General features: G+C 69.3%; 29 protein-coding genes. 25 read left to right on the top strand and 4 right to left on the bottom strand.

Annotation, left to right across the window (positions count from 1 at the left end):
- Positions 1–75: 75 nt before the first annotated feature.
- Positions 76–642, bottom strand: coding sequence for a TetR/AcrR family transcriptional regulator (locus Pmi06nite_RS30905; protein WP_203956741.1), 567 nt, complete (start codon positions 640–642; stop codon positions 76–78).
- A 98-nt stretch (positions 643–740) separates the two neighbouring features.
- Between Pmi06nite_RS30905 and Pmi06nite_RS30900 the strand changes: the two genes are divergently transcribed.
- Complete coding sequence (locus tag Pmi06nite_RS30900) at positions 741–1,202, top strand: nuclear transport factor 2 family protein (RefSeq protein WP_203956679.1); 462 nt, start codon at positions 741–743, stop codon at positions 1,200–1,202.
- 73 nt (positions 1,203–1,275) lie between these two features.
- Positions 1,276–1,674, top strand: a complete 399-nt coding sequence (locus tag Pmi06nite_RS30895; protein WP_203956678.1) for a DUF3224 domain-containing protein — start codon at positions 1,276–1,278, stop codon at positions 1,672–1,674.
- A 54-nt stretch (positions 1,675–1,728) separates the two neighbouring features.
- Here the strand turns inward: Pmi06nite_RS30895 and Pmi06nite_RS30890 are convergent, their stop codons facing one another.
- A complete protein-coding gene (locus Pmi06nite_RS30890; RefSeq protein ID WP_203956677.1) occupies positions 1,729–2,685 on the bottom strand; it encodes an NAD-dependent epimerase/dehydratase family protein in 957 nt (318 codons plus the stop codon).
- Positions 2,686–2,884: 199 nt separating this feature from the next.
- Between Pmi06nite_RS30890 and Pmi06nite_RS30885 the strand changes: the two genes are divergently transcribed.
- From Pmi06nite_RS30885 to Pmi06nite_RS30815, 16 genes are all read left to right on the top strand, one after another.
- Positions 2,885–3,511 (top strand): D-sedoheptulose-7-phosphate isomerase, encoded by a 627-nt coding sequence (locus tag Pmi06nite_RS30885; protein ID WP_203956676.1) that lies wholly within the window; start codon positions 2,885–2,887, stop codon positions 3,509–3,511.
- Positions 3,508–3,882, top strand: coding sequence for a HypC/HybG/HupF family hydrogenase formation chaperone (locus Pmi06nite_RS30880; RefSeq protein WP_203956675.1), 375 nt, complete (start codon positions 3,508–3,510; stop codon positions 3,880–3,882). The genes Pmi06nite_RS30885 and Pmi06nite_RS30880 overlap by 4 nt, the downstream gene beginning before the upstream one ends.
- Positions 3,869–4,600, top strand: coding sequence for a D-sedoheptulose-7-phosphate isomerase (locus tag Pmi06nite_RS30875; protein ID WP_203956674.1), 732 nt, complete (start codon positions 3,869–3,871; stop codon positions 4,598–4,600). Before Pmi06nite_RS30880 ends, Pmi06nite_RS30875 begins: the two co-directional genes overlap by 14 nt.
- Before the next feature lie 128 nt (positions 4,601–4,728).
- The gene (locus Pmi06nite_RS30870) at positions 4,729–5,805 is read left to right on the top strand and encodes an NADH-quinone oxidoreductase subunit B family protein (protein ID WP_203956673.1); all 1,077 of its coding nucleotides are present in this window, start codon (positions 4,729–4,731) and stop codon (positions 5,803–5,805) included.
- A gap of 1 nt (position 5,806) precedes the next feature.
- Positions 5,807–7,594 (top strand): nickel-dependent hydrogenase large subunit, encoded by a 1,788-nt coding sequence (locus Pmi06nite_RS30865; RefSeq protein ID WP_203956672.1) that lies wholly within the window; start codon positions 5,807–5,809, stop codon positions 7,592–7,594.
- 53 nt (positions 7,595–7,647) lie between these two features.
- Complete coding sequence (locus Pmi06nite_RS30860; RefSeq protein WP_203956671.1) at positions 7,648–8,331, top strand: NifU family protein; 684 nt, start codon at positions 7,648–7,650, stop codon at positions 8,329–8,331.
- Positions 8,328–9,107 carry a DUF5947 family protein gene (locus tag Pmi06nite_RS30855; protein WP_239114315.1) on the top strand — a complete coding sequence of 260 codons (780 nt, stop codon included), beginning with the start codon at positions 8,328–8,330 and terminating at the stop codon, positions 9,105–9,107. The genes Pmi06nite_RS30860 and Pmi06nite_RS30855 overlap by 4 nt, the downstream gene beginning before the upstream one ends.
- On the top strand, positions 9,104–9,748 hold the full coding sequence (locus tag Pmi06nite_RS30850; protein WP_203978639.1) for a DUF6084 family protein: 645 nt from the start codon (positions 9,104–9,106) through the stop codon (positions 9,746–9,748). Before Pmi06nite_RS30855 ends, Pmi06nite_RS30850 begins: the two co-directional genes overlap by 4 nt.
- Complete coding sequence (locus tag Pmi06nite_RS30845; RefSeq protein WP_203956670.1) at positions 9,745–11,304, top strand: collagen-like triple helix repeat-containing protein; 1,560 nt, start codon at positions 9,745–9,747, stop codon at positions 11,302–11,304. Before Pmi06nite_RS30850 ends, Pmi06nite_RS30845 begins: the two co-directional genes overlap by 4 nt.
- On the top strand, positions 11,301–11,825 hold the full coding sequence (locus Pmi06nite_RS30840; RefSeq protein WP_203956669.1) for a hydrogenase maturation protease: 525 nt from the start codon (positions 11,301–11,303) through the stop codon (positions 11,823–11,825). Before Pmi06nite_RS30845 ends, Pmi06nite_RS30840 begins: the two co-directional genes overlap by 4 nt.
- The gene (locus Pmi06nite_RS43035) at positions 11,819–11,923 is read left to right on the top strand and encodes a DUF6893 family small protein (RefSeq protein WP_373317340.1); all 105 of its coding nucleotides are present in this window, start codon (positions 11,819–11,821) and stop codon (positions 11,921–11,923) included. Before Pmi06nite_RS30840 ends, Pmi06nite_RS43035 begins: the two co-directional genes overlap by 7 nt.
- Positions 11,924–11,951: 28 nt before the next feature.
- A complete protein-coding gene (locus Pmi06nite_RS30835) occupies positions 11,952–12,335 on the top strand; it encodes a hydrogenase maturation nickel metallochaperone HypA/HybF (protein ID WP_203956668.1) in 384 nt (127 codons plus the stop codon).
- The gene (locus tag Pmi06nite_RS30830; protein WP_308441936.1) at positions 12,319–12,570 is read left to right on the top strand and encodes a HypC/HybG/HupF family hydrogenase formation chaperone; all 252 of its coding nucleotides are present in this window, start codon (positions 12,319–12,321) and stop codon (positions 12,568–12,570) included. Before Pmi06nite_RS30835 ends, Pmi06nite_RS30830 begins: the two co-directional genes overlap by 17 nt.
- 7 nt (positions 12,571–12,577) lie before the next feature.
- Positions 12,578–13,705, top strand: a complete 1,128-nt coding sequence (hypD, locus tag Pmi06nite_RS30825) for a hydrogenase formation protein HypD (RefSeq protein ID WP_203956666.1) — start codon at positions 12,578–12,580, stop codon at positions 13,703–13,705.
- Positions 13,702–14,778, top strand: coding sequence for a hydrogenase expression/formation protein HypE (gene hypE, locus Pmi06nite_RS30820; RefSeq protein WP_239114314.1), 1,077 nt, complete (start codon positions 13,702–13,704; stop codon positions 14,776–14,778). The genes hypD and hypE overlap by 4 nt, the downstream gene beginning before the upstream one ends.
- 26 nt (positions 14,779–14,804) lie before the next feature.
- On the top strand, positions 14,805–15,200 hold the full coding sequence (locus Pmi06nite_RS30815; protein ID WP_203956665.1) for a hypothetical protein: 396 nt from the start codon (positions 14,805–14,807) through the stop codon (positions 15,198–15,200).
- Positions 15,201–15,242: 42 nt separating this feature from the next.
- Here Pmi06nite_RS30815 and Pmi06nite_RS42715 read toward each other — a convergent pair whose 3' ends face one another.
- Positions 15,243–17,810 (bottom strand): helix-turn-helix transcriptional regulator, encoded by a 2,568-nt coding sequence (locus Pmi06nite_RS42715; protein WP_203956664.1) that lies wholly within the window; start codon positions 17,808–17,810, stop codon positions 15,243–15,245.
- A gap of 67 nt (positions 17,811–17,877) precedes the next feature.
- Here Pmi06nite_RS42715 and Pmi06nite_RS30805 point away from each other — a divergent pair, with 67 nt between their 5' ends.
- From Pmi06nite_RS30805 to Pmi06nite_RS30775, 7 genes are all read left to right on the top strand, one after another.
- Positions 17,878–19,002, top strand: coding sequence for an aminoglycoside phosphotransferase family protein (locus Pmi06nite_RS30805; protein WP_203956663.1), 1,125 nt, complete (start codon positions 17,878–17,880; stop codon positions 19,000–19,002).
- A gap of 129 nt (positions 19,003–19,131) precedes the next feature.
- A complete protein-coding gene (locus Pmi06nite_RS30800; protein WP_203956662.1) occupies positions 19,132–20,400 on the top strand; it encodes a hypothetical protein in 1,269 nt (422 codons plus the stop codon).
- 4 nt (positions 20,401–20,404) lie between these two features.
- On the top strand, positions 20,405–21,190 hold the full coding sequence (locus Pmi06nite_RS30795; protein ID WP_203956661.1) for a hypothetical protein: 786 nt from the start codon (positions 20,405–20,407) through the stop codon (positions 21,188–21,190).
- Positions 21,191–21,700: 510 nt separating this feature from the next.
- The gene (locus Pmi06nite_RS30790; protein ID WP_203956660.1) at positions 21,701–22,141 is read left to right on the top strand and encodes a 50S ribosomal protein L7/L12; all 441 of its coding nucleotides are present in this window, start codon (positions 21,701–21,703) and stop codon (positions 22,139–22,141) included.
- A gap of 348 nt (positions 22,142–22,489) precedes the next feature.
- Entirely contained in the window at positions 22,490–23,521 is a 1,032-nt protein-coding gene (locus Pmi06nite_RS30785) for a tyrosine-type recombinase/integrase (RefSeq protein WP_203956659.1), read from the top strand.
- A gap of 40 nt (positions 23,522–23,561) precedes the next feature.
- On the top strand, positions 23,562–23,912 hold the full coding sequence (locus Pmi06nite_RS30780) for a hypothetical protein (RefSeq protein ID WP_203956658.1): 351 nt from the start codon (positions 23,562–23,564) through the stop codon (positions 23,910–23,912).
- A gap of 265 nt (positions 23,913–24,177) precedes the next feature.
- A complete protein-coding gene (locus tag Pmi06nite_RS30775; RefSeq protein ID WP_203956657.1) occupies positions 24,178–25,254 on the top strand; it encodes an RNA polymerase subunit sigma-70 in 1,077 nt (358 codons plus the stop codon).
- A gap of 278 nt (positions 25,255–25,532) precedes the next feature.
- Here Pmi06nite_RS30775 and Pmi06nite_RS30770 read toward each other — a convergent pair whose 3' ends face one another.
- Positions 25,533–26,096, bottom strand: a complete 564-nt coding sequence (locus Pmi06nite_RS30770; RefSeq protein ID WP_203956656.1) for a dihydrofolate reductase family protein — start codon at positions 26,094–26,096, stop codon at positions 25,533–25,535.
- Between the last annotated feature and the right edge of the window lie 384 nt (positions 26,097–26,480).

The following is a 26,480-nucleotide window of genomic DNA, read 5'->3' as shown; positions in this document are numbered from 1 at the left end:
ATCTGTCATTGAAGGTTGGGAAGTGACGGGGTTTTCAGGATTCAGATAAGTTTCTTGTCGGATGCGCTCATGTCATCACCGAATAGGACGAAGCCCGTCGAACACGATGTCGAGCGCCCGAGTCCGGACGTCCGGACTCACCCGCTCCGCCGCCCGGGACGCTCCGATCAGCAACGCGATCAGCTCCGCGGGACCGACGTCGGCGCGGACGGCTCCGGCCTGCTGCGCGCGGACCAGCAACGTCTCGACGGTGGCCGCCAGTTCCACCCCGACCACGGACGGCTCCCCGCCGCCGCCCCCCGCGACCGCGGCCTCCGACAGCACGTCGGCGTAGGCGCTCTGTGTCGCCGCCTGCTCCACCGCGTAGGTGAAGAACCCGTAGAACGCCGGGCCCGCCTGGGCCTGCGACAACGCCGCCGCCTTGTCGGCCAGTGCGCGCACCCGCGCGAGGAAGACCGCCTCGATCAGCGACTCCTTGGCGGGGAAGTGGCGGAAGACGGTGCCGATGCCGACGCCGGCCTCCTTCGCCACATCCTCCGTGGAGGCCGACAGGCCCTGGGCCGCGAAGACGGCTTCGGCCGCGTCGAGGATCTTTGCGCGGTTCCGCTGGGCGTCCGCGCGCAGCGGCCGCCCCTCACCCATTGACAAGCGGAGTCGTCGCTCCGTATTTTCTAAGCGGAGTCACGACTCCGAGTGTACGGCATGCAGTCCGGACCCCCAGGGAAAGGAATCAGGACCTCATGACCCTCACCCCACGCGACGCCTTCACCCGGTGGCAGCACGCCGTGCTGTCCGGTTTCCCCGATGAGCAACAAGACGCGAACGGCGCGACGAGCACGGCCGGCCCCACGGCGTACGGCGGCGACCTCGCGGACGACCTGGTGGTGGAGTGGCCCTTCAACCTGCCGGGACGGCCGCGCCGCATCGAGGGCAGAGCCGCGTTCGAGGCGATCGCCGGGCCCGGCCGGGCCGCACTGCCTGTGCGGTTCGAGGAGTTCCGCGACCTCGTCATCCATGAGACCGCCGACCCCGAGGTGATCATCGCCGAGTACCTTCTCGCCGGCACGGTGCTCACGACCGGCCGCCAGGCGTCGGCGGGATTCGTCACCGTTCTCCGCGTCCGCGACGGGAAGATCGTGCACGTCCGGGAGTACCAGGATGGGCCGGCCATTGCCGCGGCGCTCGGCGAACTGCCCGGATGACGGAGGCGGGCGACGTCAGCCGAGCCGGTCATACCTGACGGCGGATGACAGGAAAATGCGGCAGGGTCGAGACATGACGAATCACGCGACGGGCATGTTCGACATCACCGGCTGGGAAGAGGTGGCCACTGAGGAGAAGACAGGCGCCACGATCGGGCGGACGCGCATCAGCAAGGCATTCCGCGGCGACCTCGAGGGCACCAGCACCACCGAGATCATGACCGTCGGCACCGAAGCCGGCCCCGCGGCCTACGTCGGCATCGAGCATGTCGAAGGAACTCTTGGCGGCCGCAAGGGCACCTTCGTCCTGCAGCACAGCGCGGGCGGCGACGACGACGGCAAACCCTGGATGCGCTGGCTGATCGTCTCCACCTCGGGAACCGGTGAGCTCACCGGGCTGCGCGGCGAGGGCCGGATCGAGATCCTCGAGGACGGCGGCCACGCCTACACGCTCGACTACGCCGTGGAGTAGGTCCCAGCCCTGCAGTAGGTCCCAGCCCGCCGACCGGGACCTCACGTGACGCGCTCATGCTCCGGCGAGAATCCTGTCCTCCTCCTCCGGGGACAGGCCCACCGACAGCGGCGGCAGGCCCCGCTCGCGATCCCAGGCCAGGACGTCGGCGGCGGTGACGGCCAGCGGCGTCGCGGGCATGCCGGCCGCATGAGCGCGCGCGGCGCTGCGCTGGAACGTCAACGCCCAGACCGGATCGGTGCGCACCAGCGGGAACCGGGGCGGCGCCGACTCGGGCGGCACCGGCACGATCTCGACGTGAGTGCCGGCCGCGGCCGCGCACGTCTCGACGAGCCCGGCCAGCGTCACCGGCTCGGCCGGGCCCACCGCGTTGAAGGCGCCCGGCCGGTCATCGGCGAGCAGGCGCACGACGAGACGGGCGAGGTCACGTGAATCGACCACCTGCACCGGCTGTTCGGGACGTCCGGGCAGGGCGACCCGTCCACCGCGTGAGGCCCGGCGCACCCAGTACGTGAACAGGTCCTGGTTGTCGTACGGCCCGGCCACGACCCCGGGCCGCACGATCGTTGCCCGTTGCCCGAACCTGGCCAGCAGGTCGTCCTCACAGGCCACCTTGAGCGGCCCGTAGGTGTCGGCCCCGATCTGTTCGGTGTCCCGCTCCGCCGGGAGGCGCGGCGCGTCCTCGTCCGAGCCCGGCCCGCAACCGGGCCGGTAGACCGCGTTGCTGGAGATGAACAGGTACCGGCCGACCTGCTCGCCGATCGCGTCGGAGGCCTGCCGTACGTGCCGGGGCACGTAGCCGCTGACATCCACCACCGCGTCCCAGACATCGTCACCCAGCGCCGCGTAGTCGCCGGCGTCGCGGTCGCCGATGCGTCGCGGCAGGTCGGGGAACACCTCGGGGCCGGTTCTGCCGCGGCAGAAGAGGGTCACATCGGCACCGGTCTCCCGTGCTTCGTCGACGATGGCCCGGCCGACGAACGAGGTGCCGCCGAGAATCAGAATCCGCATAGCGGCGGATGATAGTCCTGCCGCACCCCTCCGCCCTGTGGCTCGCCTCGCGAGTGCCCGAGCGGCTCGCCTCGCGAGGACCTGCCGGAGACAGGGGGATTACGCCCGCGATAAGAGCTTTACTCGGGGTTGTGACGCTCGAGGTATCTCGTCCTCGGACACCCACCGTAGCCTGACGACTACCGTCAAGGAGCGTCACATGTCCGTCGCATCGATCGAGCAGGTCGCACGTGAGGCCTTCGCCCGCCGGGACACCGCCGGCGGCGCACTCGCGCGCGACGCGGAGCTGATCACCCGCACGGCCCGTGACATGGCCGTGCGGTTCCGCCGCGGCGGAAAGCTCGTCGTCTTCGGCAGCGGAGGGGCGGGCACCGACGCCGCCCACGTCGCCGTCGAGTTCATGCACCCCGTCATCGTGGGCAAACCGGCGCTGCCCGCCCTGGCGCTCAGCAACGACGCCGCGACGGTCTCCGCGGTCGGCACCGACGACGGGATGGCCGAGGTGTTCGCCCATCAGGTCCGCCACTGGGCGGATCCCGGCGACATCGCACTGGGGATCTCCCGGGACGGCGGAAGCCCCGCCGTACGGCAGGGCCTTGCGGCCGCCCATGATCTGGACCTGCTGACCGTCGCCCTGACGGGCGCACACCATGCAGACCGTACAGATCATGCAGACCGTGCCGGACCGATGACGCGCGCCGACCATGTCATCGCCGTCGCCTCGACCGACCCCGCCGTGGTCAAAGAGATCCACGTCACGACCTATCACCTGATGTGGGAACTGGTCCACGTCTTTCTCGAACAGGGCGGGGAGGCCCTCACATGAACGAACCCACCGGCGAGCCCGGCGGCCGTCTGCGCGACGGCTCGGATGACGGCTCGCACGACCGCTTGAGCGACCTGTTCGTCGGCGAATTCGGCGAGATCCTCGAGATCGGCGACACCGATGACGCTTTCGACGGTTCGGGTGACGACTGCCACTCGACCGGCGGCTGCGTCACATGTTCCGACGAGGCCATACCGGTCACGGTCGTGCGCCTGAAGTACCGGGACATGGCGGTCGTCGACACCGGTGACGGCGAGCCGGAGGAGGTCAGCGTGGCGCTGGTGGAGACCGCCGTGGGCGACACCATCCTGGTGCACGCCAAGGAGGCCATCGCCGTCGTCACGAGGGTGGACGACGATGGGTGTCGCTGAGGACCCGGCACGCGGCCGGGGGATGCGGGAGCTGTACCCGTTCCTCTACGAGGCCTCGGCCGACCCGGCCCCGGTCTGGGCCGACGCCACCCGGTCCTCCGAGGGCAAGGCCACCGAGATCGTGCTGCTGCGCCGCCGGATGGCCGAGTTGTGCGGCGACCGCGTCGCCGTGTGCGCCGAGCGGATGGCGGCCGCCTTCGCCGGCGGCGGGCGGCTGTTCACGTTCGGCAACGGCGGAAGCAGCACCGACGCCCAGGAGGTGGCGACCGCGTTCCTGCGTCCCGCCCATGGCCGCCCACTGCCCGCCCTGTCGCTGACCACCGATGTCGCCGTCGTCACGGCACTGTCCAACGACGTGGGCTTCGACGCCGTATTCGCCCGCCAACTCGCCGCGCTCGGCCGCCGCGGCGACGTCGCGCTCGGGTTGTCCACCAGCGGGGGCTCGGCCAACGTGGCCCGGGCCTTCGAGGAGGCGGCACGCCGGGGCATGCTCACGGTCGGCCTCGCCGGCGGGCACGGCGGGATGCTCACCGAGCTTTGCGAAGCAGGGGTGCTCGACCACCTCTTCGTCGTCCCGTCCTCGTCGGTGCACCGCATCCAGGAGACGCAGACGACGGTCTACCACGTGCTGTGGGAGATCACCCAGCACGTCCTGGCCGGCCGTCGGGCGGCGGAGCACGACCATGCCGCTGCCACGCCGGCGTCCAGCCCACCGTGACCGAGCAGACCGAGCAGACCGGGGGGACGAGCCCGGAGACACACGGCGAACCAGGCACGAGGCACGGCATCTGAGGCCGTCGACCTGCATCGACAGCCATCGACACGGTATCGAGACGGGGAGGCGTCATGACAACGCCGACGAAGTCAGCGACCAGCAAGCAGCGCAAGCAGGAAGAGCCGGTCATCCACATTCTCTGGATGAACGCCGGCCTGAGCTGTGACGGCGATTCCGTGGCCCTCACCGCCGCGACCCAGCCGAGCATCGAGGACATCGTGCTCGGCGTGTTCCCCGGGCTGCCCAAGGTGGCCGTGCACTGGCCCCTGATCGACTACGAGTCCGGCCCGATGCAGGGCGCGGACGCCTTCATCGAATGGTTCTTCAAGGCCGCGCGCGGCGAACTCGACCCGTTCGTCCTCGTCGTCGAGGGGTCGATCCCCAACGAGTCGCTCAAGCGGGAGGGCTACTGGACCGGTTTCGGCAACAATCCCGACACCGGCCAGCCCATGACGGTCCCCGAATGGCTCGACCGGCTCGCGCCGAACGCGACCGGCATCATCGCCGCGGGCACGTGCGCCACCTACGGCGGCATCCACGCCATGGCGGGCAACCCGACCGGCGCCATGGGCGTGGCCGACTACCTCGGCTGGGACTGGCGGTCGAAGGCCGGCCTGCCCATCGTCAACGTGCCCGGCTGCCCCATCCAGCCGGACAACCTGTCGGAGACCGTGCTCTACCTGCTCTACCAGCTCGCCGGGCAGGCGCCGATGATCCCGCTGGACCAGGCGCTCCGCCCAACCTGGCTGTTCACCGCCACCGTCCACGAGGGATGCGACCGGGCCGGCTACTACGAGCAGGGCCAGTTCGCCACCGGGTACGGCACGCCCGAGTGCCTCGTCAAGATCGGCTGCTGGGGGCCGGTCGTGAAGTGCAACGTCCCCAAACGCGGCTGGATGAACGGCATCGGCGGCTGCCCCAATGTGGGCGGCATCTGCATCGCCTGCACCATGCCGGGCTTCCCGGACAAGTTCATGCCCTTCATGGACGAGCCGCCCGGCGCGCACGTCTCCTCGACCATCAGCGAGGCGTACGGCTCGGTCATCCGCACGCTGCGCGGCTTCACCTTCAGAACCGTCGACAAGGAGCCGAAGTGGCGCAGGAAGGGCCGCGAGCTGCTCACCGGATACAAGGCGCCCTGGAGCTGACATGACGACCTCATCGGAGCAAGGCCGTGAGCTGGTCGAGATGGCCTGGGATCCCATCACCAGGATCGTCGGCAGTCTCGGCGTCTACTGCAAGATCGACTTCGCCAACCGGCAGGTGGCCGAGTGCTACAGCACCTCGTCCATCTTCCGCGGCTACAGCATCTTCATGAAGGGCAAGGACCCCCGCGACGCCCACTTCATCACCAGCAGGATCTGCGGCATCTGCGGCGACAACCACGCCACCTGCTCGGTCTACGCGCAGAACATGGCCTACGGCGTACGCCCACCGGCCCTCGCCGAATGGATCATCAACTGCGGCGAGGCCGCCGAATACATGTTCGACCACAACATCTACCAGGAGAACCTGGTGGGGGTGGACTACTGCGAGAAGATGGTCCGCGAGACCAACCCCGGGGTCCTGGCCAAGGCCGAGCGGACCGAGGCGCCGCACGCCGGAGACCACGGCTACAAGACGATCGCCGACATCATGCGCTCGCTCAACCCCCTGGAGGGGGACTTCTACCGCGAGGCGCTGGCGATGAGCCGCCTCACCCGCGAGATGTTCTGCCTGATGGAGGGCAGGCACGTGCATCCCTCCACCCTCTACCCGGGCGGGGTCGGCACGGTCGCGACCGTGCAGTTGTTCACCGACTACATGACCCGGCTGATGCGCTACGTCGAGTTCATGAAGCGGGTCGTGCCGATGCACGACGACCTGTTCGACTTCTTCTACGACGCGCTGCCCGGCTACGAGAACGTCGGCCGCCGCCGCGTCCTGCTCGGCTGCTGGGGAAGCCTCAACGACCCCGACCACTGCGACTTCACCTACGAGAACATGGGCGACTGGGGCCGGAAGATGTTCGTCACGCCGGGCGTCATCGTCGACGGGCGGCTGGTCACCAACGACCTCGTCGACATCAACCTCGGCATCCGCATCCTGCTCGGCAGTTCCTACTACGACGACTGGGTGGGCGCCACCGACCCGTTCGTCACCCACGACCCGCTCGGCAACCCCGTCGACATCCGCCATCCGTGGAACCAGCACACCATCCCGCGGCCGCAGAAACGCGACTTCACCGACAAGTACAGCTGGGTCATGTCACCCCGCTGGTTCGACGGGAAGGACATGCTCGCCCTCGACACCGGCGGCGGACCCATCGCGCGGCTGTGGTCGACGGCGCTCAACGGGCTCGTCGACATCGGCTACGTCAAGGCCACCGGGCACAGTGTGCTGATCAACCTCCCGCGGACGGCCACCAAGCCGGAGAAGACGTTCGAGTGGAAGATCCCGACGCACAAGGGTGAGCCGCTGTCCAACGCCCTCGAACGCAATCGCGCGCGTTCCTACTTCCAGGCCTACGTCGCGGCCTGCGCGCTCCACTTCGCCGAGCAGGGGCTCAACGAGGTGCGGCAGGGCCGTACGCAGACCTGGGAGCCGTTCACCGTTCCCGACGAGGCGATCAGCTGCGGCTTCACCGAGGCCGTCCGCGGCGTCCTGTCCCACCACATGGTCATCAGGAACGGCAAGATCGCCAACTACCACCCCTACCCGCCGACGCCGTGGAACGCCAGCGTCCGCGACAGCTACGGCACGCCCGGGCCGTACGAGGACGCGGTGCAGAACACGCCCATCTTCGAGGAGAACTCCCCGGAGAACTTCAAGGGCATCGACATCATGCGCGCCATCCGCAGCTTCGATCCGTGCCTGCCCTGCGGCGTGCACATGTACCTCGGCGAAGGAAAGCTGCTGCGCACGCTGCACAGCCCCCACGCCTTCACCGCGCCGTGACCGGCCCCCGGTGACCGGCTGACGACCGACTGACGGAAAGGAACCCGGGGCAGATGCCCGAAGCCAGCGACCACAACACCAGGGCCGGCGCGGCCTTTGACGGGCCTATGGCGGACGTCCACGAGGCGGGGGCCCGGGTCGAGGCGCTCATCGCCGAACTCGCCGAACTCGGCCCGCACGGCACGCGGTCGAAGGCCGAGGAACTCGTCCGGGTCCTCGTCGGCCTGTACGGCGAGGCCCTCGAGCGTGTCATGCGGACCGTCACCGGGGCCGAGGCCGCCGAGGTCCTGCACCGGCTCACCACCGACGACCTCGTCTCCGGCCTGCTCATCGTGCACGACCTGCATCCGCTGGGGACGGCCGACCGGGTGCTGGGCGCGCTGGAGGAGGTCCGGCCGCATCTCGGGCTGCACGACGGGGGAGTGGAACTGGTCGGGGTCGATCCCTCCGGGGTGGTGCGGCTGCGGCTCGAAGGAACCTGTCACGGCTGCCCGTCCTCGCGGCTGACCGTGACCGGCGCCATCGAGCGGGCCATCACGCGCGCGGCCCCCGAGGTGACCAGGGTCGACGTCGAAGGACTCGACCACGACGACGGCATCGACGGCCGCGCCGGGCGCCACGATCACCACCATGGCACCGCGTCCGAACCGTCGAACGGGCATGGCGCGGGCCGGCCGCTGCTGCAGATCCAGCGGCGCCCGCCGGGGCCCTGCCCGGTGCCGGAGGAGATCTCGTGACGGGGAGCGGGCTGCGCCGGTTCCGCGAACCGCCGCAGCGAACCCACCAGGACCACCATCTCGACCACCATCCTGACCATCAGCGCGCCCATCAGCAGGCTCACCCGGCGGCGGGGGCACAGGTGTCCCCGGCCGCCGGTCCGGGAACGGCGCGGCGCCCCGCGGAGGGCACACGGTGTGAGCTGTGCTCCGAACCCGTCGGGGAGGACCACGGCCACGTCGTCGACATGGACGACAGGGCACTGCTGTGTGCCTGCCCCGGCTGCCACCTGCTCTTCGCACCCGCCGCGCAGGGCCGCTACCGCGCCGTGCCGCGCCGCTACCTGCACGCCCCGGAGTTCCGCATGTCGGCCACCGACTGGGACGAACTGCAGATCCCGGTCCGCACCGCGTTCTTCTTCCACAACTCCGCGCTCGGCCACGCCGTCGCGTTCTATCCCAGCCCCGCCGGCGCCACCGAATCACTGCTCCCGATCCCGGCCTGGGAGCGGATCCTCGCGGCCAACCCCGAGCTTCCCGGGGCGGAGCCCGACGTCGAGGCGTTGCTCGTCGACCGCGGCGCCGGCACCGACCGCACGGGAGCCTTCGTCTGCCACCTCGTGCCGATCTCCGCCTGCTACGAACTGGTCGGCCTCGTCCGGCTGCACTGGAAAGGGTTCAGCGGAGGCGAGGAAGCCTGGGCCGCCATCGACGGCTTCTTCGCCGAACTCGTACGGCGAGGCACGGCCGTGCCGTACGGACCGGGCGGCGGCGACGGGGGAGGCGGGCGCTGGTGAGCGAGCCGCGGTTCGACTGCCTTGGCGCACGGCCGGAGCCGTACGCGGCCTCGCCCACCATGGACTTCCGCCTGCGGATCACCGACCCCTCACCGGTGCACGCCATCCTGCTGCACTGCCAGATCCGCATCGAGCCGCAACGCAGGAGGTACGGCCCCGCCGAAGCCGCGCTGCTCGGCGACCTGTTCGGAGAGCCGTCCCGCTGGGGGGAGACCCTCAAACCCCTCCACCTCGCCGGCGTCTCCGTCATGGTCCCCGGCTTCGAAGGCTCCACCGAGATCGACCTGCAGGTGCCGTTCACCTACGACCTGGAAGTCGCCGCCGGGAAGTACTTCGCCGCGCTCGACGACGGCGAGATCCCGCTCATCCTGCTGTTCAGCGGCACCGTTTTCGTCCGGACCGAGAGCGGTTTCACCGTACGGCAGGTGCCCTGGCACTGCGAGAGCCGCCATCGGCTGCCGGTCGCGGTGTGGCGCGAACTTATGGACCGCTACTTCCCCGGCTCCGGCTGGCTGCTGTTGCGGCGGGACACCCTGCGGGCGCTCCACCGCTACAAATCCGAACACGCCGTTCCCACCTGGGACGACGCCATCGACATGCTTCTGGGCGAGGCCCGGGGACTCAAGGAGGCCCAGAAGTGAGCGTCCCCATGGACATCGCCCGGCGGGTGGCCGACGCCGTCCTGTACGAGGGCTACCTGCTCTACCCGTATCGCGCCTCGGCGGCCAAGAACCAGCTCCGCTGGCAGTTCGGCGTGCTCGTCCCGAACGGCTACTCGGCCACCGCCGAGCCGTCCAGGAGCGTGACCGAGTGTCTCCTCGAGGCCGGCGGCGACGCCGAGGACGCCGACGTCCACCTGCGCCTGCGGTTCCTCCACATCAGGTCCCGCACCGTCGAGGAGCTGACCGGCGACGGCGGCTACCGGGCCGTGCCCGAGCTGACCAGCGGCGAGACCGTGTACCTCGGCTTCGACGACGCGACCGAGCGTGAGGCGGAGGCCGTCCTCCCGCTGCGCGACCTCCTCACCGAAGAACACTCCGTCGAGGTCCAGGTCGCCGGGGGCAGGACGGCCGAGCCGATCCTGTCGCCGGCGGGCGAACCTCTGGGCCGGGTGGTGTCGCAGCAGCAGCCCCTCGACGCCAGGCTCCGCGTCTCCGCGACGCGGCAGGCCGGGCCGTACGGCCTGATCAAACTTCACATCGAGACGAGGAACACGAGCTCCTGGGACGAGCCGGGGGCGCCTCGCGAGGAGGCGCTGCGCCGGTCGCTGATCGCGGCGCACCTGCTCATCGGAACCACCCGGGGAGGGTTCGTCTCCCTGATCGACCCACCGGAATGGGCGGGCCCCGCCGTCGACGGCTGCAGGAACCAGCATGTCTGGCCGGTCCTGGTCGGCGAGCCCGGCGACCGTTCGCTGATGTTGTCCTCGCCGATCATCCTCTACGACTACCCGGACATCGCCCCGGAGAGCCAGGGCGACATGTTCGACTCGACCGAGATCGACGAGATGCTCCACCTGCGGGCGATCACACTGACCGACGAGGAGACGCGGGAGGCGGCGGCGACCGACCCGCGAGCGGCCGAGATCCTCCGCAGGGCGCGGGAGTTGCCCCCGGAACTGGTCGAGCGGCTGCACGGCGTCATCAGGTACCTCGGCGCGCCGTCGCATCCCGCCGCTCCCGGCGCCCCCGCCACGGCGGGGCCCGGCGGTCCGGCCCTGGCGGGCTTCCCCGGCTTCTCCGGCGTTCGTGGTGTTTCCGGTGTTTCCGGCCCCGACGGTGCCCCCGGTCTCCCCGGGGTTCCTGGTGTCCCCGGACCGGCCGGCGGCCTCGCGAACGGTCATGCCGCGGACCCGGGCGTTCCCGGTGCGGCTCCCGGCACGCCGTGGTGGGACCCCGGCACCGATGCGCGCGTGTCTCCGGAGACCGACACCGTCACCGTCTCCGGAGTCCCGCTCGCCAAGGGCAGCCGCGTCCGCCTCAATCCCGGCAAACGCCGCGCCGACGCCCACGACATGTTCCTCACCGGGAAGGTCGCCCACGTCGAGGCGGTGTTCCTCGACGTGGACGGATCCCGTCACCTGGCGGTCACCCTCGCCGACGACCCGGCCGCTGACCTGCAACGAACCCAAGGGCGTTTCCTCTACTTCGCACCCGACGAGGTGGAGCCGCTCGGCGACGAGGAGGCGCACCCATGAAGATCCTGGTCGCGGGAGTGGGCAACATCTTCCTGCGCGACGACGGGTTCGGCGTCGCCGTCGCCAGGCACCTGGCCGACGTCGACCTGCCCGAGCAGGCGCGGGTCGCCGACTTCGGCATCCGCGGCATCCACCTCGCCTACGAGCTCACCGGCGGCGGCTACGACCTCACCATCCTGGTCGACGCCACCGCCCGCGGCGGCGCACCCGGCACCGTCTACGTGCTCGAACCCCCACCTGACCAGCAGCGCGGGGCGGCCTTCGTCGACGCCCACGCCCTGACACCGGAAACCGTGCTCGCCCTGGCCGGCACCTTCGGCGGGGGAGCGGGCCAGGTGCTGATCGTCGGCTGCGAACCCGCCGACACCTCACCCGGCATGGAGCTCACCCCACCCGTCGCCGACGCCGTGCCCAAGGCCGCGTCCGTCGTCGCCGACCTCATCGAACAGCACATCAACGCCGGCCACCACGACCACGCACCCGCCCACCCACCTGCCCAGCAAGAGGAGCGGACATGTTGAGACGACTCGTCATCGGCGCCGCCGTCGTCACCGTCGGAGTCATGGTCTACCGGGCGATGCCCGACCTGAGGCGCTACATGGAGATCCGCAAGATGTGAGACCCGTCGCCGACCAGGAAGGCACGACATGCACGAGTTCGGAATCGCCGAAGCCATCCTCTCCGCGGTCGAGCAACGCGCCGCCGGCCGTCGCGTCCGGCAGGCACGCGTACGCGCCGGAGCGCTGCTGCGCATCACCGAGCCCGCGATCAACCAGGCGTTCGCCATGGTCGCCGAGGGATCGGCCGCCGAGGGCGCCCGCGTGGACCTGGTCATCGTCCCGGCCAGGCTGACCTGCCGGTCCTGCGGTCAGACGACGACCTCACACGACCCGTTCGTCACATGCCCGGGCTGTGGCGGCGCGGACATCGACACCGAGGGCGGCGACGACCTCATCCTCGAATCCATTGAGATGGCGGAGGCCACCCATGTGCCTGGGAATCCCCGGCGAGATCGTGGAAATCCTGAATGACCGTCCCGACCTCGCCATGGTCGCCGTCAGCGGCGTACGGCGCGCGATCAACATCGGCCTGCTCGAGGACGAGACCGTCGCACCCGGCGACTGGATCCTCATCCACGTCGGCTTCGCCCTGTCCAAGATCGACGAGACCGAGGCCAAGGCCGCTCTCGACTTCCTCGAGAGCATCGGCCAGGCCTACGACGACGAGATCGCGGCGCTCCGAGAATCCATGATCGAACAGGGGTGACACCTGAATGCGCTTCGTCGACGAATACCGCGACGCCGACACGGCCAGAGCACTGGCCGCCCGGATCACCGCGCTCTGCGAACCCGGCCGTTCCTACAAGTTCATGGAGGTCTGCGGCGGCCACACCCACACGATCTACAAGCACGGCATCGAGGACTACCTGCCCGAAGCGGTCACGCTCGTCCACGGACCCGGATGTCCCGTCTGCGTCATCCCGATGGGACGGGTCGACGACGCCATCCACATCGCCGCGCAGCCCGACGTCATCATGACGTCGTTCGGCGACATGATGCGCGTCCCCGGCGGCAAGGGCTCGTTCCTCGACGCCAAGGCGCGCGGCGCCGACATCCGCATGGTCTACTCACCGCTCGACGCCCTGAAGATCGCCAAGCAGAACCCGTCCAAACGCGTCGTCTTCATGGCCATCGGCTTCGAGACGACCGCACCGTCGACCGCCATGACCGTCCTGCGGGCCAAGGCCGACGGCGTCGACAACTTCTCGGTCTTCTGCAACCACGTCACGATCATCCCCGCCATCAAGGCCATCCTCGACTCGCCCGACCTGCGCCTGGACGCCTTCATCGGCCCCGGCCACGTCTCCACCGTCATCGGCTGCCGGCCGTACCGGTTCATCGCCCGCGACTACGGCAAGCCCATCGTCGTGGCCGGATTCGAACCGCTCGACGTCCTGCAGTCGGTCCACCAGATCCTCACCCAACTCGCGCAGCGCCGTTGCGAAGTGGAGAACCAGTACGCCCGCGTCGTGCCCTGGGACGGCAACCCCAAGGCCCTGGCCGCCATCAACGAGGTCATGGAGTTGCGGCCCCACTTCGAATGGCGCGGCCTCGGATTCATCTCCCAGTCCGCGCTCAGGGTGAGCGCCAAGTACGCCCGCTACGACGCGGAACGGATCTTCCAGATCCCCGGCGGCCGCGTCGCCGACCCCACCTCCTGCCAGTGCGGCGAGGTGCTCAAGGGCGTGCTCAAACCCTGGGAGTGCAAAGTCTTCGGCACCGCCTGCACGCCGGAGACGCCGATCGGCACCTGCATGGTCTCCTCCGAAGGAGCATGCGCCGCCTACTACAACTTCGGGCGCTTCTCCCGTGAGCGCGTCAAGGAGGCGACCCGCCAGTGACAGGAGACACCGGCCTGGAGGAGCAGGTCCTCGAACGCATCGAGCGGGCCCGCCGCCGCAAGGCCCGCGTGCGCGAGGAGTACATCACCCTCGCCCACGGGGCAGGCGGCAAGGCGACCCACACGCTGATCGAAGGGGTGTTCCTCGAGTCCTTCCGCAACGCCCTCCTCGAACCGCTGGAGGACGGCGCGGTCATCGACGAGATGGCCTTCACGACCGACTCGTTCGTCGTCACCCCGCTGTTCTTCCCCGGCGGCGACATCGGCGACCTGGCCGTCAACGGCACCGTCAACGACCTCGCCATGTGCGGGGCCCGGCCCCGATACCTGTCGGCCGGCTTCATCCTCGAGGAAGGCTTCCCCCTCGCCCACCTGCGGCGCATCACCGCGTCCATGGCCGCGGCCGCAAAGGCGGCGGACGTGCAGATCGTCACCGGCGACACCAAGGTCGTCGAGAGGGGCAAGGCCGACGGCTGCTACGTCGTCACCGCGGGCGTCGGCACGCTCGACCGGCCCACCCGGCTGAGCGCCGCCGCCGCCCGGCCCGGCGACGCGGTCATCGTGTCCGGGCCCATCGGCGAACACGGCATCACGATCATGCTGGCCAGGGGAGAGCTCGACATCCAGGCCGACCTCACCTCCGACACCGCGCCGCTCAACGAACTCACCGCGCGACTGCTGGACGCCTGCGACGACGGCGAGGTCCGCTGCCTCCGCGACGCCACCCGCGGGGGAGTGGCCACCGTCCTCAACGAGATCGCCGAGGCATCCAAAGCGGCAATTGTCGTGAATGAGGACATAATTCCGGTTCGTCCTGACGTTCGCGGGGCATGTGAACTCCTAGGCATCGACCCGCTGTACGTCGCCTGCGAAGGCCGGATGGTCGCGATCGTGTCCCAGGCGTCCGCCGAGACGGCGCTCACCGCGCTGCACTCGCACCCGCTCGGCCGCGAAGCCGCCGTCGTCGGCCGGGTCAACGACGACCCGCCCGGCCTCGTCCTGCTGAAAACCGCATTCGGCGGGACCCGCATCGTCGACCTGCTGGTCGGTGACCCGCTACCGCGGATCTGCTGAGATCCGCCGACCCGGGGGAGTCGGACATGACCAAAACCACCAAGCCCGGCCGCTTCGAAGGCAAACACCAGCACGGATTCTCACCCGACGTCGGCAAGGCCAGCGAAGAGGTCGTCCGAGCGGGCGACCGCGCCTTCCGCAAGCCCTCCGCCGACCAGGGACCCGGACGCGAGGTCGGCGCCACCGAACGCCACGGCGTCCCGGCCACCGACGTCAGCGCCTCCTCACCCCTCGGCGTCGGCGTCAGCACGACCACCCGCGCCGAGGACATCGCCCACAAGAAGGAATCGGCCCACCACCGGACCGGCACCCACGAAAAGACCGGCCGACCCTACGGGAAGACCCCCGAGGGACACGGAACGGGTGTCGGCCGGCCGCATCTCGTCGAGGAGGAGGAAAGCCCGAACCTCCCGACCGGCTGAAACCCGACTCCCAGGCCGCGGCCGCTCAGTCGAGGCGGCTCATCAGTCGAGGCGGCTCAGAATCTCGCCCAGAGCCACCCGGTCACCCACACCGAGCCGCTCATACACCGCCCCGAGGTGGTTCGCCACCGTACGGATCGACAACACCAGCCGATCGGCGATCTGCCGATTGGTCAACCCCTCAGCGGCCAGCGCCGCGACCTCACGCTGCCGCGCGGTCAACTCGGGAAGCACCAGACGCACCAACGCCGGGGTCCGAACCCCCGGACAGTCACGCGCCAGCGACCAGGCCCTCGTCCTCGACGCCTGAGCCGCCCGCACGTTCCCCTCCCCATCGTGGACGACCGCCGCCTGAGCAGCCGCCTCCGCAGCGAGCACCCGCAACTCCAGCGCCGCGAACTCGGCCGACAAGGCGTCCAGACCCACCCCGTCCCTCGACACGCACGCCGTGGCATGCCGGGACAACAACCCGACCAAAGGACCCTCGACCTCGCCCGCCAACTGAACCAGACGCGACTCCGCCAGATGAGCCGCACCCAGCCGCACAAGGTCATGCCACGCGGTCACCTCATAAACCCGCAAACCCCGAGACGCCGCCTCACCAGCCGTCTCCACCCCGTTCCTGACGGCCGCCGCGAGATCACCACCCACCGCGAGAACCCACGTACGGGCGAGCCGCACAGGGAACACCACAGGATGACCCTCCGACACCGTCATCTCCGCAGCGGCCCGCAACGCGTCCCCCGCCGCCGCCGCGTCCCCCCGCATCGCCAGCACAAGAGCCAACTCGCCCAGACACCCACCCGCATACACACTGCGCCGCGGCAACCTCGCCGCCGCCTCCCGGCACAGACGCAGCGCCTCATCCGACTCGCCACGCAACCGGCACACCCGCGCCCGGTCCACGCCGAACCCCACCAGCGCCCGGTTCCACGCACCGAACTCCTCCGCCAACCGGAGCCCCGCCGCCGAATACCGCTCAGCCGCCCGCAGATCACCGACCAGGAGCGCGGCCACCACCCCATACTCGAGCAACGCCGCCCGATAACTCGGAAAGGCCTCAGAAGAGTTCCCCTCGACAAGCTCCAGAGCCTGAACGGCCCGCCCGTCGAAGGCATAGACACTCATCCGCAACGGCGTCACCGACCGAGCGCCCTCCTCCGGCATCGGCCCCAGCGCCAGCACCCGCTCCAGCCCCGCCTCCGCCGCGACCAGATCCCCGGCGAAGGAATCCATCACGGCCCGAAGAACAGCCAGGCCCTGCTGGTAGACGGGCTCCGACATCCCCCCACCCGCCTCGTCGGCCAGAGCCCGCGCCTCACCCTCCCGCCCCAGACCCCAGTACAGATTGAACGACCGCGCCGCGACGTACTCGATCCGCTGCAAGTCATCGCCCAACCGCACCCCCTGGAGCACCTCCTCCGCCTCCTCATACCGGTCCATGTAGTGCAGGATCCGCGACAGATGAAGGTCGGCCTCGGCTCCGCCACCCGCCGCCGACGCCGCCCGCGCCAGCCGCTCGGCCAACCCCAGATCACGCGCGAGCCGCGCCACCCGGCAGGCCTCCAGCAACAGACGCGGATCAGCCGCCGTCCCACTGTCCAGCCGCCACAACGCCACCCGCAACGCGTCCTCACGCCGCCGCAACCCCGCCGCCTCCACGGCCTCGGCCAGCCGCGACAACACCCGCCGCGTCCGCAACGTCCCGCACCTGGCCCGTACGGCCTGGCCGTACAGAGGATGCGCGAGCCGCACCTGCAGCCGCCGCCCCTCAACCACGACCGACACGAGCTGACGATCCTCCAGCCGCTCCAGAACCTCCGCCGACCCCAACCGGCCCAGCAACTCCGCACCGAGCGGCTCCCCATACGCCACCAACTCCAGGACGTCCCGCTCGGCATCGTTCACCGCCCCGATACGCCGGCCGACGAGCTCCCGCAGCCGCGTCGTGACCGCAAGCTCGCCCTGCCACCGCCACGACCCACCGCCGACCGCGAGCGAACCGGTGGCCTGCCCCGCCAGCACCAGCTCACGCAAGAACAACGGATTGCCCTGACTGACCTCCCACAGCCGGCGAACCGTCCGCTCCTCGACCGGCCCGCCGAGCGCCCCGCCCAGCGCGTCGCCCGCCTCCTCCAACGACAACGGACCCAACTCCAGCCGCGGAACCAGACCGTCCTTCCACAAAGCGATCACCGCGTCAGCGGTCGCCTCCCCGGTCCTGACGGTCGCGACCACCCGCACCCCGCCGTACCTCACCAGATGATGAACCAACGCGGCAGAGGCACCATCGAGCAGATGAGCGTCATCGACCAGCAGCAGACCCGTCGCGCTCAACTCCCCGGCCGCCCACCGAAGGGGATTGACCCGATCAGCCGGGGGAGCGGGCAGCAGATGAGCGAACGCACCGAACGGAAGCTCCGCCGCCGCCTCCGTCGCCCGGACCTCGGCCACCGAGAAACCCGCCGCCTCACCCACGGCCCGCGCGGCCAGACGGCTCTTACCCACCCCCGCCGGACCCGCCACGACGACACCACGGCCACCGCGGATCGCCGCGCCCATCGCCGCCAACTGCGCCATACGGCCCGCGAAGGGCCAGGTGGTCCGCACGGCGTCGAGCGTAAATGAGTACGCCATACTCATGCCAGAGCCCAAACCCCCGGCGCACCCTCAGTCCATGACACAACTCGACGACCCCGCGATCACCGCACTGACCACACTGCTCGGCACACGGCTGACCACAGCCGCCGTCACGGACGTGGTCCACGCCGCGATCGGACGCGGCGACGCCGACGTCGCCGAGTGGCGGTTCACACCGGTCGACCACCCCCTGTCCACCCCGTCCACCACCGCACTCGCCCGCATGACAGGAACGACGGCATGGGGGGAGAAGTGGTCGGTGTTCATCAAGGCCATCGCATCCGCCCGCCACTGGCCGCTCATCGACCAGATCCCCGAACAGGCCAGAGACGAGTTCATCGCCCAGTTCCCCTGGCGCGCCGAACTGGACGCCCACGCCTGCGACCTGCCCCTTCCCGACGGCCTCCGGCTGCCCCGGCTGTACCGAGTGGACGACCTCGGCGACGACCGCCTCGTCCTGTGGATGGAAGACGTACGCGTCGCCCCCCGCGACTGGGACCTGCCCCGATACCGCACCGCCGCCCGGCTGCTGGGCCGCCTCGCCGCCCTGCGACAGGTGACGGACGCCACCGGGCCCGGCCTTCGCCCCTACTGGCTCGGCCGGGTCACCCTGGGACTGCTGCCGATCCTGCGCGACCCGGCCACTTGGGAACACCCACTCGTGGCCCGGCACGCGGACCCGGACCTCCGCACCGACCTCGCCACCCTCGCCGAACGCGTCCCCGCCCTGCTCGACGCGCTCGACCGCCTCCCGCAGACCTTCGTCCACGGCGACGCCTGCCCCCAGAACCTGCTGATCCCCGCCGACGGCTCAGCCGAGTTCGTCGCGATCGACTGGGGCTGGTCCGGCTCGTACCCCCTCGCCTTCGACCTCGCCCAACTGCTGGCCGGACTCGCCTTCAGCGGCACGACCGACCCCCGCGACCTACCCGCGATCAACACCGAAATCCTCAACGCGTACACCGAAGGATCCGGGGGAGACCCCGCCCACGTCGCCTTCGGCCACACCGCGACGACGCTGATCCGCTGCGGCTTCAGCGCGCTGCCCGGCGAACTCCTGGGGGAGGAGCCGACACCCGAACTGGACGAACTGTTCCGCAAACGGATCGCCCTCACCAGATTCATCGCCGACCTCGCCCTCGCCCTGCCCGTCAGTCCCTGACCCGGGAAACCGATAGCGCGCAGGATTTGAGTACGGGCCTACTCACGCGGACCCACCCGGCCCCGGACCAGGATCGGAGCCACGCCCCTCCGCGCCCACTCAGCTCAGCCATCCCAGGACGGAGACGACATGATGGCTGTCGTCCTGATCATCATCATCCTCAGCATCCTCCTCACGCTGCTCGCCAAACACATCCGCAGGCGACGCGACACCGGCCCGCTCACCGTCACCGAAACGATCCCGACCTTCAACGTCGTCGCCCTCGGCCTGCAGGGGTCGGGGAAGACACTGCTGCTCGCCAGCATGTACCACCGGCTCAAGGCGCCGACCGGCCAGTGCTACTTCATCACCGCGACCCGCGACGACGTCCTGCAACTCAACGACTGGTACCTCCAGATGGCCGACACCGCCGCCACCGGCGCCTGGCCACGCGGCACCGCCAAAGGCGAGACACGCCACTTCACCTTCACCGTGAAAACGCACATCGACGGCGCGGCGCACCCCATCCTCGACCTGAAGTACCTCGAATACGCGGGGGAGTTGCTCACCGACCTCCAGGACGCCGGATCCACCAAACAGCAGGAACTCTTCTCCCACATCGACTCCGCCGACGCCCTCATCGGAGTCATCGACGGCTACCGCATACGCCAGCACGTCGACGGCCACCCCGAAGGGCCGCTCCACCTCGAACGAACCCTCAACGCGCTCCTGCCCGTCATGCTCGAGGCGACAGCCCCCATCAGCTTCGTCATCACCAAATGGGACCTGCTCGCCGGCCTCCACCCCGACGAGAGCACCCGGCTCAACATCGTCCGCAACCTGCTGACGTCCAACGACCACTTCCGCTCACTGGTGAACCTGCACGGCGCCACCCGGGTGGTCCGCCTCATCCCCGTCAGCGCCGTCGGACCCGGATTCGCCACCATCGACCCGAGCGGAGAGATCGTCAAAACCCCGCAGAGCGCGGTACAGCCGACCAACGTGGACGTCCCGCTGTCGGCCGTCGTCCCCGGACTCTTCGAACAGATCGAGACCCGCCTCGACCACGACAGCATCGCCGCCATCAGAGCCGAGGTCGACAAGCGCACCCGGCAGGGCGCCCTCGAGGCGTTCGCCTCGCTCACCAACTTCGCCGGCCAACTCGCCGGCCGTACGGTGCTCGCCATGCTCGGCACCCCGGGCGCGGCATTCGGCGACACCGTGCTCGGCTTCTTCCTCGACTCACGCATGGGCGCACCCGACGACGAACGAGCACGCCTCGGCAGAGAGCTGAACGAGGCGGAACAGCGCATCGAAAGCATCCAGCTCGCCCGCCGACGTGTCATGTACGACATGCGCCGCAAAGTGGACGCCATGGAAGGACGTCTGCCGTACTCCCGGCTGTCCGAAGGCGGGTGATGACATGAGCGGGTACGCCTGGCCGTTCCTCGTAGCCCGGGGGAGGCGCCTCGGATACCGCACCATCCTCGCGCCCGGCTTCCTCATATCGGCGGGGGAGCACGGCGTCCTCGACGACACCGTGGTGCCGGACAGCCAGGAGGACCGGGCGGCCGTCGTCGAAACGGAAACACCCTCCGGACGGAGGATATCGATCGTCCACGCCACCCACATCGTCACCGCCGCGGACGTCGCCGAACCGGGAACGCCGCCGGCCGAGCGCGCACCCCGGGACACGCACAGCCGGCCTCTCCAGTTGATCTACGGATTCGTCTACGTGGGCGGGGGAGCAGGTCCACCGGGCTCCGACGACCTGCGAATCTGCCGGGATCTGTCACTGGCCGCCTACCGGAGGTTCCTGGCGGACGAGGAGGCGTTCCGGGTGGAGTCCGGGCACGGGTTCGCATTGCGCTCCGGCTTCAACGGCGGCGTCACGGAGCCTGAGGAGTCAGCCCAGTCGTCGATGCCGGGAATCGAGGACTTCGAGACGCCCGACCCCGGGCGGCATAATCACACCGGTGTGATTCTCCTGGCCGGCGCCGTGGTGCTGATCGGCGTCGTGATCCTGGCCATGCTGCGGCTCACGGCGACCCCGGAGCCGATCGTCCCGTGTCCGAGCGTGTCGGCAGTGGCGAGTAAGACCGACCCGAAGAAGCTTTCACCAGCACAACCCACACAAAGCAAGCCCACCCTCAAACCGACGACGCCATGCGCCCCACAACCCCCAAGAGAGAAGCCTCAACCCAAGTAACTTGACATAATGTTCCTTATCAAGCACAACTCCTTCATAGGCGTGATCACTTTAATGGGCGTGATCATGCACAGATTCGCAAATACCCTGCACGACCTCGCCATCCCCGATGCGTGATCATGCACACCTTCGGGAATGCGCGGCGCGAGCTGCACCGACACGTTTCGTGATCATGCACGGATTCGGTCGCACCTGCCGTGACGTGCGTCTTTGCCGTGCGTGATCATGCGCGCTGCCGGCTCAGTCTTGTCTAGCAGGCCGGACCCAACGGACGAGACAACTCAGCAGCCGCGCTCGTAGGTGCTGGTTTGGGTTTTGGAGAGATGGAACAATTTTCCAAAACTGAGCGCCTTTACAATGTAGATTAATTAATGATTGCCGGCGAGCATGCCTGCGCATCGCATGATCACGAAACGTGTCGGTGCAGCTCGCGCCGCGCATTCCCGAAGGTGTGCATGATCACGCCGAGGGGGCTGGGGCAATGGGTAGGTAAAGCCGTACGATCACGACATGTTCGGCCTCACGATCGAGTTAGTCGTCTTGGTGCTCGCCGCCCTTCTCACGGTCGCGGCACTCGTGGTCGTGCTGGCCGCAGTCCGGACAGGCGCCCGGCCCAGCACCTCGCTTGGCTGGCGTTCACCCGGGCTTCCGCCGCCGATCTCCGCTGACCTGCAGAACCGTGTACGGGCTCTCATCGCCGAAGGACGGAAAACTCAGGCGATCAAGGTCGTCAGGGAGGAAACCGGGATCGGCCCCAGAGAAGGCAAGAGCGTCGTGGATGCCATCGCCGCGGGACAGCCGATTCCAGGAGTCACCCCCACCCCCTCCGACCTCGCCTCCCGGGTTCGCGAGCTGAAGGCGGCCGGCCGTACCCAGCAGGCCGTGCTACTCGTCCGCGGCGAGACCGGAATGGGACAAGTGGAAGCAGAAGCATTCATCAATGCCCTCTAACTCCCATACCGGACAGAAGGTGAATTCTGTCCGGTATGGGAGAACGGTTCTTCTGAGCACCCTCGCCAACGCGGCGCCACCAGAAACTGAATGCCGAGGCCAGGCCGCTGCACACAGTCACGTGCATGATCGCGCTTGACGTAAGGCCAGCTCAGCGGGATCTGCCAGAAAGTGCGCACGATCACGCACGGCAAAGACGCACGTCACGGCAGGTGCGGCCGAATCCGTGCATGATCACGGAACGAGTCGGTGCAGCTCAGGCCGCACATTCCCGAAGGTGTGCATGATCACGGTGGTCGCCGGCTCTTCGATCTGTGAATGTCGGTGGGCACCGGTACGGTTTCGATCATGCTGCCCGCACAGGTGAACCGCCTGACCGTGGAGGAGGCCGCCGATCGTTACGTGGATCTGGTGCGGGCCAAGACCGTGACCGGGGCGCTCTCCCCCGCCACCGCCGAGGTCTACGCGCGCGACGTCACCACGTTCGTACGGCTGGCAGGCCCGGGCCGGGTGCTCGACGACCTGACGGGTGAGGACGTCGACGAGGTGCTCCTGGCGTTCGCGAGGAAACCCGACGAGCGGCGCAGGGCGGACGCCCCCCGCAAGGATGAGGGTGTGCAGAGCGCGGCGTCGCAGGCCCGCTTCCGGCGATCGGTCTCCGCGTTGTTCAAGCACGCCGCGTCGGTGGGCTGGGTGCAGCTGAACCCGATGGCGACGGCATCGGTCACGGCGCGGGAGCGTGGCGGGCTGCGGGCCGAGCGCCGGGCCCTGACCAAGGAGCAGGCGGAGGGCCTGATCGGCGCGGCCCGCTCCCCCGCCGCCGAGCCCGCCCGGCGAAGGGACCAGCGGACCGACATCCGTGACGCCTTGATCGTCCTGCTGCTCGCGACGCTGGGGCCGAGAGTGTCCGAGCTAGTCAGGGCAAATGTGGAGGACTTCTACACCAACGACGGGGTGCGTTACTGGCGGATCTTCGGCAAGGGCGGGAAGACCAGGGATGTGCCGCTCCCCCGTGACGTCGCCGCGGTGTTCGACGCGTATCTGGTGGTCCGGGCGGCCGAGCGGGACAAGGCTCTGCTGTTGTCCTGGCGCGGCCGGCGGCTCGCACGGGGCGACGTGCAGGCGGTGATCGACCGCATGCAGCAGCGGGTCGAGCCGGGGCGGCGGCGCAGCGTCACCCCGCACGGCTTACGCCACACGACGGCGACGCATCTCTTAGCGGACGGCACGGACATGGACGCGGTGCGCCGGGTTCTCGGGCACAGCGACCTGTCCACACTCGGCCGGTACCGGGACGAGCTTCCCGGAGAGCTGGAGGTCGCGATGCGCTCCCACCCGCTGCTCCGTGACGGGGACACCCCATCACCGCCGCACGGATGAACCTGGGGTCCCCGTAGTACTCGCCGAAAATCGGACGGATATGGCGCTGACCAGCGATGATCCGACCGGGCAGGCGGCACGATCACCGGGTGGTCATGCGGTCTACGAGTTCGTCGGCGCTGAGTGTCCAGGTACCGCGCTGGGCCTCGATGCCGTCGAGTCGGCGCTGGGTGCCTTCTTTGCTGGGCTTGAGGTAGCGCTGGAGGGTGCGGCGGTCTTCGTGGCCGGAGAGGTTCATCAGGTCGGCTTCGGTGGCGCCGTCCTCGCCGGCGTGGGTGAGTCGGGAGTGGCGCAGGTCGTGCAGATTCCAGCCGTCGGTGACCGGGCCACCGCTGGTCTGAACCGTCGGTTAGGCGTCCTGTCCGACCTCGGCGAGGCCGCGGGTGACTGACCTCGCCGAGGCGGCGTCTGGTTTGGCATCGCGGTCGGAGGCGCGCCGACGCGGCCCCTAAGTAGCAGGCGCCGAGAAACAACGCTTAGCCGCGCCGGCCCCACCTCGACATCGAGGGTGTGCCCGACCCGGAGCACGTTCCCTGGATCGACCCCGACCCATCCGGCCTGGCGAACGGCCCGGTGTCAGCGGCTTCACCGATCAGAAATCCTCCGCCACGTCGTCAGTTCTGTTAGCCCTCGCACCGGTGGAAGGATTGATGACCATGACCGACAGCAGACCGCTGGGCGCCGACGAGGCCACGTTCCTCGCGGCGGTCCGCTCAGGCGACACGGCGCGGTTCGCACTCATCACGGAGCGCCACCGGCGTGAGCTGCAGGTGCACTGCTACCGGATGCTCGCGAACTACGAGGATGCCCAGGACCTGACGCAGGAGACGTTCCTGCGCGCGTGGAATAAGCGGGAGTCGTTCAAGGGCCACGCGGCCCTGCGGACCTGGCTGTACCGAATCGCGACGAACGCCTGCCTCGACTTCCTGGAGAAGCGCAACGACCGCACACCCGTACCCTCCGAGCTGCCGGACCCCGGCTCCGAGGTGCTGTACCTGCAGCCCTACCCCGACCGGATGCTCCCCGAGGACCCGCAGGAATCGGTGGTGGCGCGGGAGACGATCGAGCTGGCGTTCATCGTCGCCGTCCAGCACCTGCCGCCGCGGCAGCGGGCGGTGTTCATCCTGCGCGACGTCCTCGGCTGGCCGGCGACGAAGGCCGCCGACGCCCTCGAGCTGACCGTCGCATCGGTGACCAGCGCACTGCAGCGGGCGCGTGTGACGATGCGCGAGCAGCTGCCCGACCGCCGCCTCGACTGGCGGAGCCCCGCCACCCACGAGCTGTCGAATGACGAGCGGGGCGTGGTGAAGTCGTATATCGACGCCCATGAGCGCAACGACCTGGACGGGCTGATGTCCCTGCTGCGCGACGACCTGCGCTTCGCGATGCTGCCCGAGTCGGGAACCTCGGTCATCACGGCCAAGGACGCGGTGGACGGCTGGGTCTCCGGTGGGCTCTTCCAGCGCGGCCACGACGACTGGCGCTGTATCACCACGACGGTCAACCGCATGCCTGCCGCCGTGCTGTACCTCCGCACCCCCGACGACCCGGCGTACCGGCTATTTGCCATCGCGGTCCTGCACATCGTCGACAGGAAGATCGCCGAGCTCACCGGATTCGACGCCACCGACAAACCATGGCTGGGCCTGCCCCCGACACTGTCATCAGACAAAAGCCCCATCGTCGACGAGTCCAGCGCACGGGCCGCCGTCACCGAAGTCACCGTGGAATGAGCACCCCGACCAGCTGAACACCAACGCGACAACGCGAACACCACCGCCCCGCCGGCGTTGCCGGCGGGGCATCTTCATGCCCGAACAACATCGTCACAATCAACGATGCCGTCGCCCTCATCTCCAGCAAGTCGGTCAACAGCTCACTCGGAACGCAAGGAAGGGCCCGGGAAAGGTTCCCTCATAGCCGAGGGTCACGGTGAGCACGCCAGGAAGGATTTCGACCTGGCCTCACGAGCCCAGGACCTGGCTTCACGAGCCGAGCATCTGGCCCGTCCTCATCGCCTCGTCTCGTATCGGGTCAGCACCACGCCGCCGGGAAACGTCCGCGTCTCGACCAGATTCAGGTTCACCCAGCTGTCCAGGGCCGTAAAGAACGGCGTGCCGCCGCCCACCAGGACCGGGTGGGTGACCAGCACGTACTCGTCGATCAGCCCGGCCCGCATGGCCGCTGCGGCAAGTGTGGCGCCGCCGATGTCCATCGGGCCGCCGTCTTCGGCCTTGAGCCGGGTGATCTCGGCGACCGCGTCGCCGGTGACCAGGCGGGTGTTCCAGTCGACCGTGCTGGTCGTCGAGGAGAACACCACCTTCGGCATGTCCCGCCAGCGGCGGGCGTACTCGATCTCCGCCGGGGTAGCGCCAGGCTGCTGGTCGGCGGTCGGCCAGTGGGAGCTCATCGTCTCCCACAGTTTGCGCCCGTACAGCGCCAGGCCGGTCGCCCCCACCCGGTCGGACCACCACCGGAACAGCTCGTCGCTCGGTACGCTCCAGCCGAGGTCGTCGCCGGGCGCGGCGATGTAGCCGTCCAGGCTCAGGTTCATGCCGAAGATCAGTTTCCGCATCGTGCCAGCCTCTCGTGAGTCGATCTCACACGTACAGACGGGCACGGCGCGGAAACCTAATCGGTGCGCGATCTGCGTCCGCAGGTAGTCCTCGCGTTCCGGACTCGGCTCGGCGTACTCGGCTGGGCTCGAGCACTACCCACCGGATCTCGACTTCACCCTCGTACGGGCAGCGGCGCACCCATGGCCAGCTCTCCCCGGCCGCTGCTGCCGTCTGCCCGGACGGGAAGGCCTTCCACGGCCACCTGCAACAGAGGCTGTCTACTTTCGCAGAGGCGTTGCGGTAGCGCTCGACGCGCTCGCTGTGCGAGCAGGAGTGTGAGCGATCTGGGTCCCCGAACGCCTGATCACACAGCTATAGCGCCAGCCAGGCCCCCTCACCGC

Source organism: Planotetraspora mira, from assembly GCF_016863275.1.
In the GTDB taxonomy this organism is placed as follows: domain Bacteria; phylum Actinomycetota; class Actinomycetes; order Streptosporangiales; family Streptosporangiaceae; genus Planotetraspora; species Planotetraspora mira.
Note: the sequence above shows the minus strand (reverse complement) of the source record. Positions and strands in the feature narration are given on the sequence as shown.

What these genes read in the sequence shown, in the direction of transcription:
- Pmi06nite_RS30905 (WP_203956741.1), bottom strand. Translation starts at nt 642, where the DNA reads ATGGGTGAGGGGCGGCCGCTGCGCGCGGACGCCCAGCGGAACCGCGCA.
- Pmi06nite_RS30900 (WP_203956679.1), top strand. Translation starts at nt 741, where the DNA reads ATGACCCTCACCCCACGCGACGCCTTCACCCGGTGGCAGCACGCCGTG.
- Pmi06nite_RS30895 (WP_203956678.1), top strand. Translation starts at nt 1,276, where the DNA reads ATGACGAATCACGCGACGGGCATGTTCGACATCACCGGCTGGGAAGAG.
- Pmi06nite_RS30890 (WP_203956677.1), bottom strand. Translation starts at nt 2,685, where the DNA reads ATGCGGATTCTGATTCTCGGCGGCACCTCGTTCGTCGGCCGGGCCATC.
- Pmi06nite_RS30885 (WP_203956676.1), top strand. Translation starts at nt 2,885, where the DNA reads ATGTCCGTCGCATCGATCGAGCAGGTCGCACGTGAGGCCTTCGCCCGC.
- Pmi06nite_RS30880 (WP_203956675.1), top strand. Translation starts at nt 3,508, where the DNA reads ATGAACGAACCCACCGGCGAGCCCGGCGGCCGTCTGCGCGACGGCTCG.
- Pmi06nite_RS30875 (WP_203956674.1), top strand. Translation starts at nt 3,869, where the DNA reads ATGGGTGTCGCTGAGGACCCGGCACGCGGCCGGGGGATGCGGGAGCTG.
- Pmi06nite_RS30870 (WP_203956673.1), top strand. Translation starts at nt 4,729, where the DNA reads ATGACAACGCCGACGAAGTCAGCGACCAGCAAGCAGCGCAAGCAGGAA.
- Pmi06nite_RS30865 (WP_203956672.1), top strand. Translation starts at nt 5,807, where the DNA reads ATGACGACCTCATCGGAGCAAGGCCGTGAGCTGGTCGAGATGGCCTGG.
- Pmi06nite_RS30860 (WP_203956671.1), top strand. Translation starts at nt 7,648, where the DNA reads ATGCCCGAAGCCAGCGACCACAACACCAGGGCCGGCGCGGCCTTTGAC.
- Pmi06nite_RS30840 (WP_203956669.1), top strand. Translation starts at nt 11,301, where the DNA reads ATGAAGATCCTGGTCGCGGGAGTGGGCAACATCTTCCTGCGCGACGAC.
- Pmi06nite_RS43035 (WP_373317340.1), top strand. Translation starts at nt 11,819, where the DNA reads ATGTTGAGACGACTCGTCATCGGCGCCGCCGTCGTCACCGTCGGAGTC.
- Pmi06nite_RS30835 (WP_203956668.1), top strand. Translation starts at nt 11,952, where the DNA reads ATGCACGAGTTCGGAATCGCCGAAGCCATCCTCTCCGCGGTCGAGCAA.
- hypD (WP_203956666.1), top strand. Translation starts at nt 12,578, where the DNA reads ATGCGCTTCGTCGACGAATACCGCGACGCCGACACGGCCAGAGCACTG.
- Pmi06nite_RS30815 (WP_203956665.1), top strand. Translation starts at nt 14,805, where the DNA reads ATGACCAAAACCACCAAGCCCGGCCGCTTCGAAGGCAAACACCAGCAC.
- Pmi06nite_RS30805 (WP_203956663.1), top strand. Translation starts at nt 17,878, where the DNA reads ATGACACAACTCGACGACCCCGCGATCACCGCACTGACCACACTGCTC.
- Pmi06nite_RS30800 (WP_203956662.1), top strand. Translation starts at nt 19,132, where the DNA reads ATGATGGCTGTCGTCCTGATCATCATCATCCTCAGCATCCTCCTCACG.
- Pmi06nite_RS30795 (WP_203956661.1), top strand. Translation starts at nt 20,405, where the DNA reads ATGAGCGGGTACGCCTGGCCGTTCCTCGTAGCCCGGGGGAGGCGCCTC.
- Pmi06nite_RS30790 (WP_203956660.1), top strand. Translation starts at nt 21,701, where the DNA reads ATGTTCGGCCTCACGATCGAGTTAGTCGTCTTGGTGCTCGCCGCCCTT.
- Pmi06nite_RS30785 (WP_203956659.1), top strand. Translation starts at nt 22,490, where the DNA reads ATGCTGCCCGCACAGGTGAACCGCCTGACCGTGGAGGAGGCCGCCGAT.
- Pmi06nite_RS30780 (WP_203956658.1), top strand. Translation starts at nt 23,562, where the DNA reads ATGGCGCTGACCAGCGATGATCCGACCGGGCAGGCGGCACGATCACCG.
- Pmi06nite_RS30775 (WP_203956657.1), top strand. Translation starts at nt 24,178, where the DNA reads ATGACCGACAGCAGACCGCTGGGCGCCGACGAGGCCACGTTCCTCGCG.
- Pmi06nite_RS30770 (WP_203956656.1), bottom strand. Translation starts at nt 26,096, where the DNA reads ATGCGGAAACTGATCTTCGGCATGAACCTGAGCCTGGACGGCTACATC.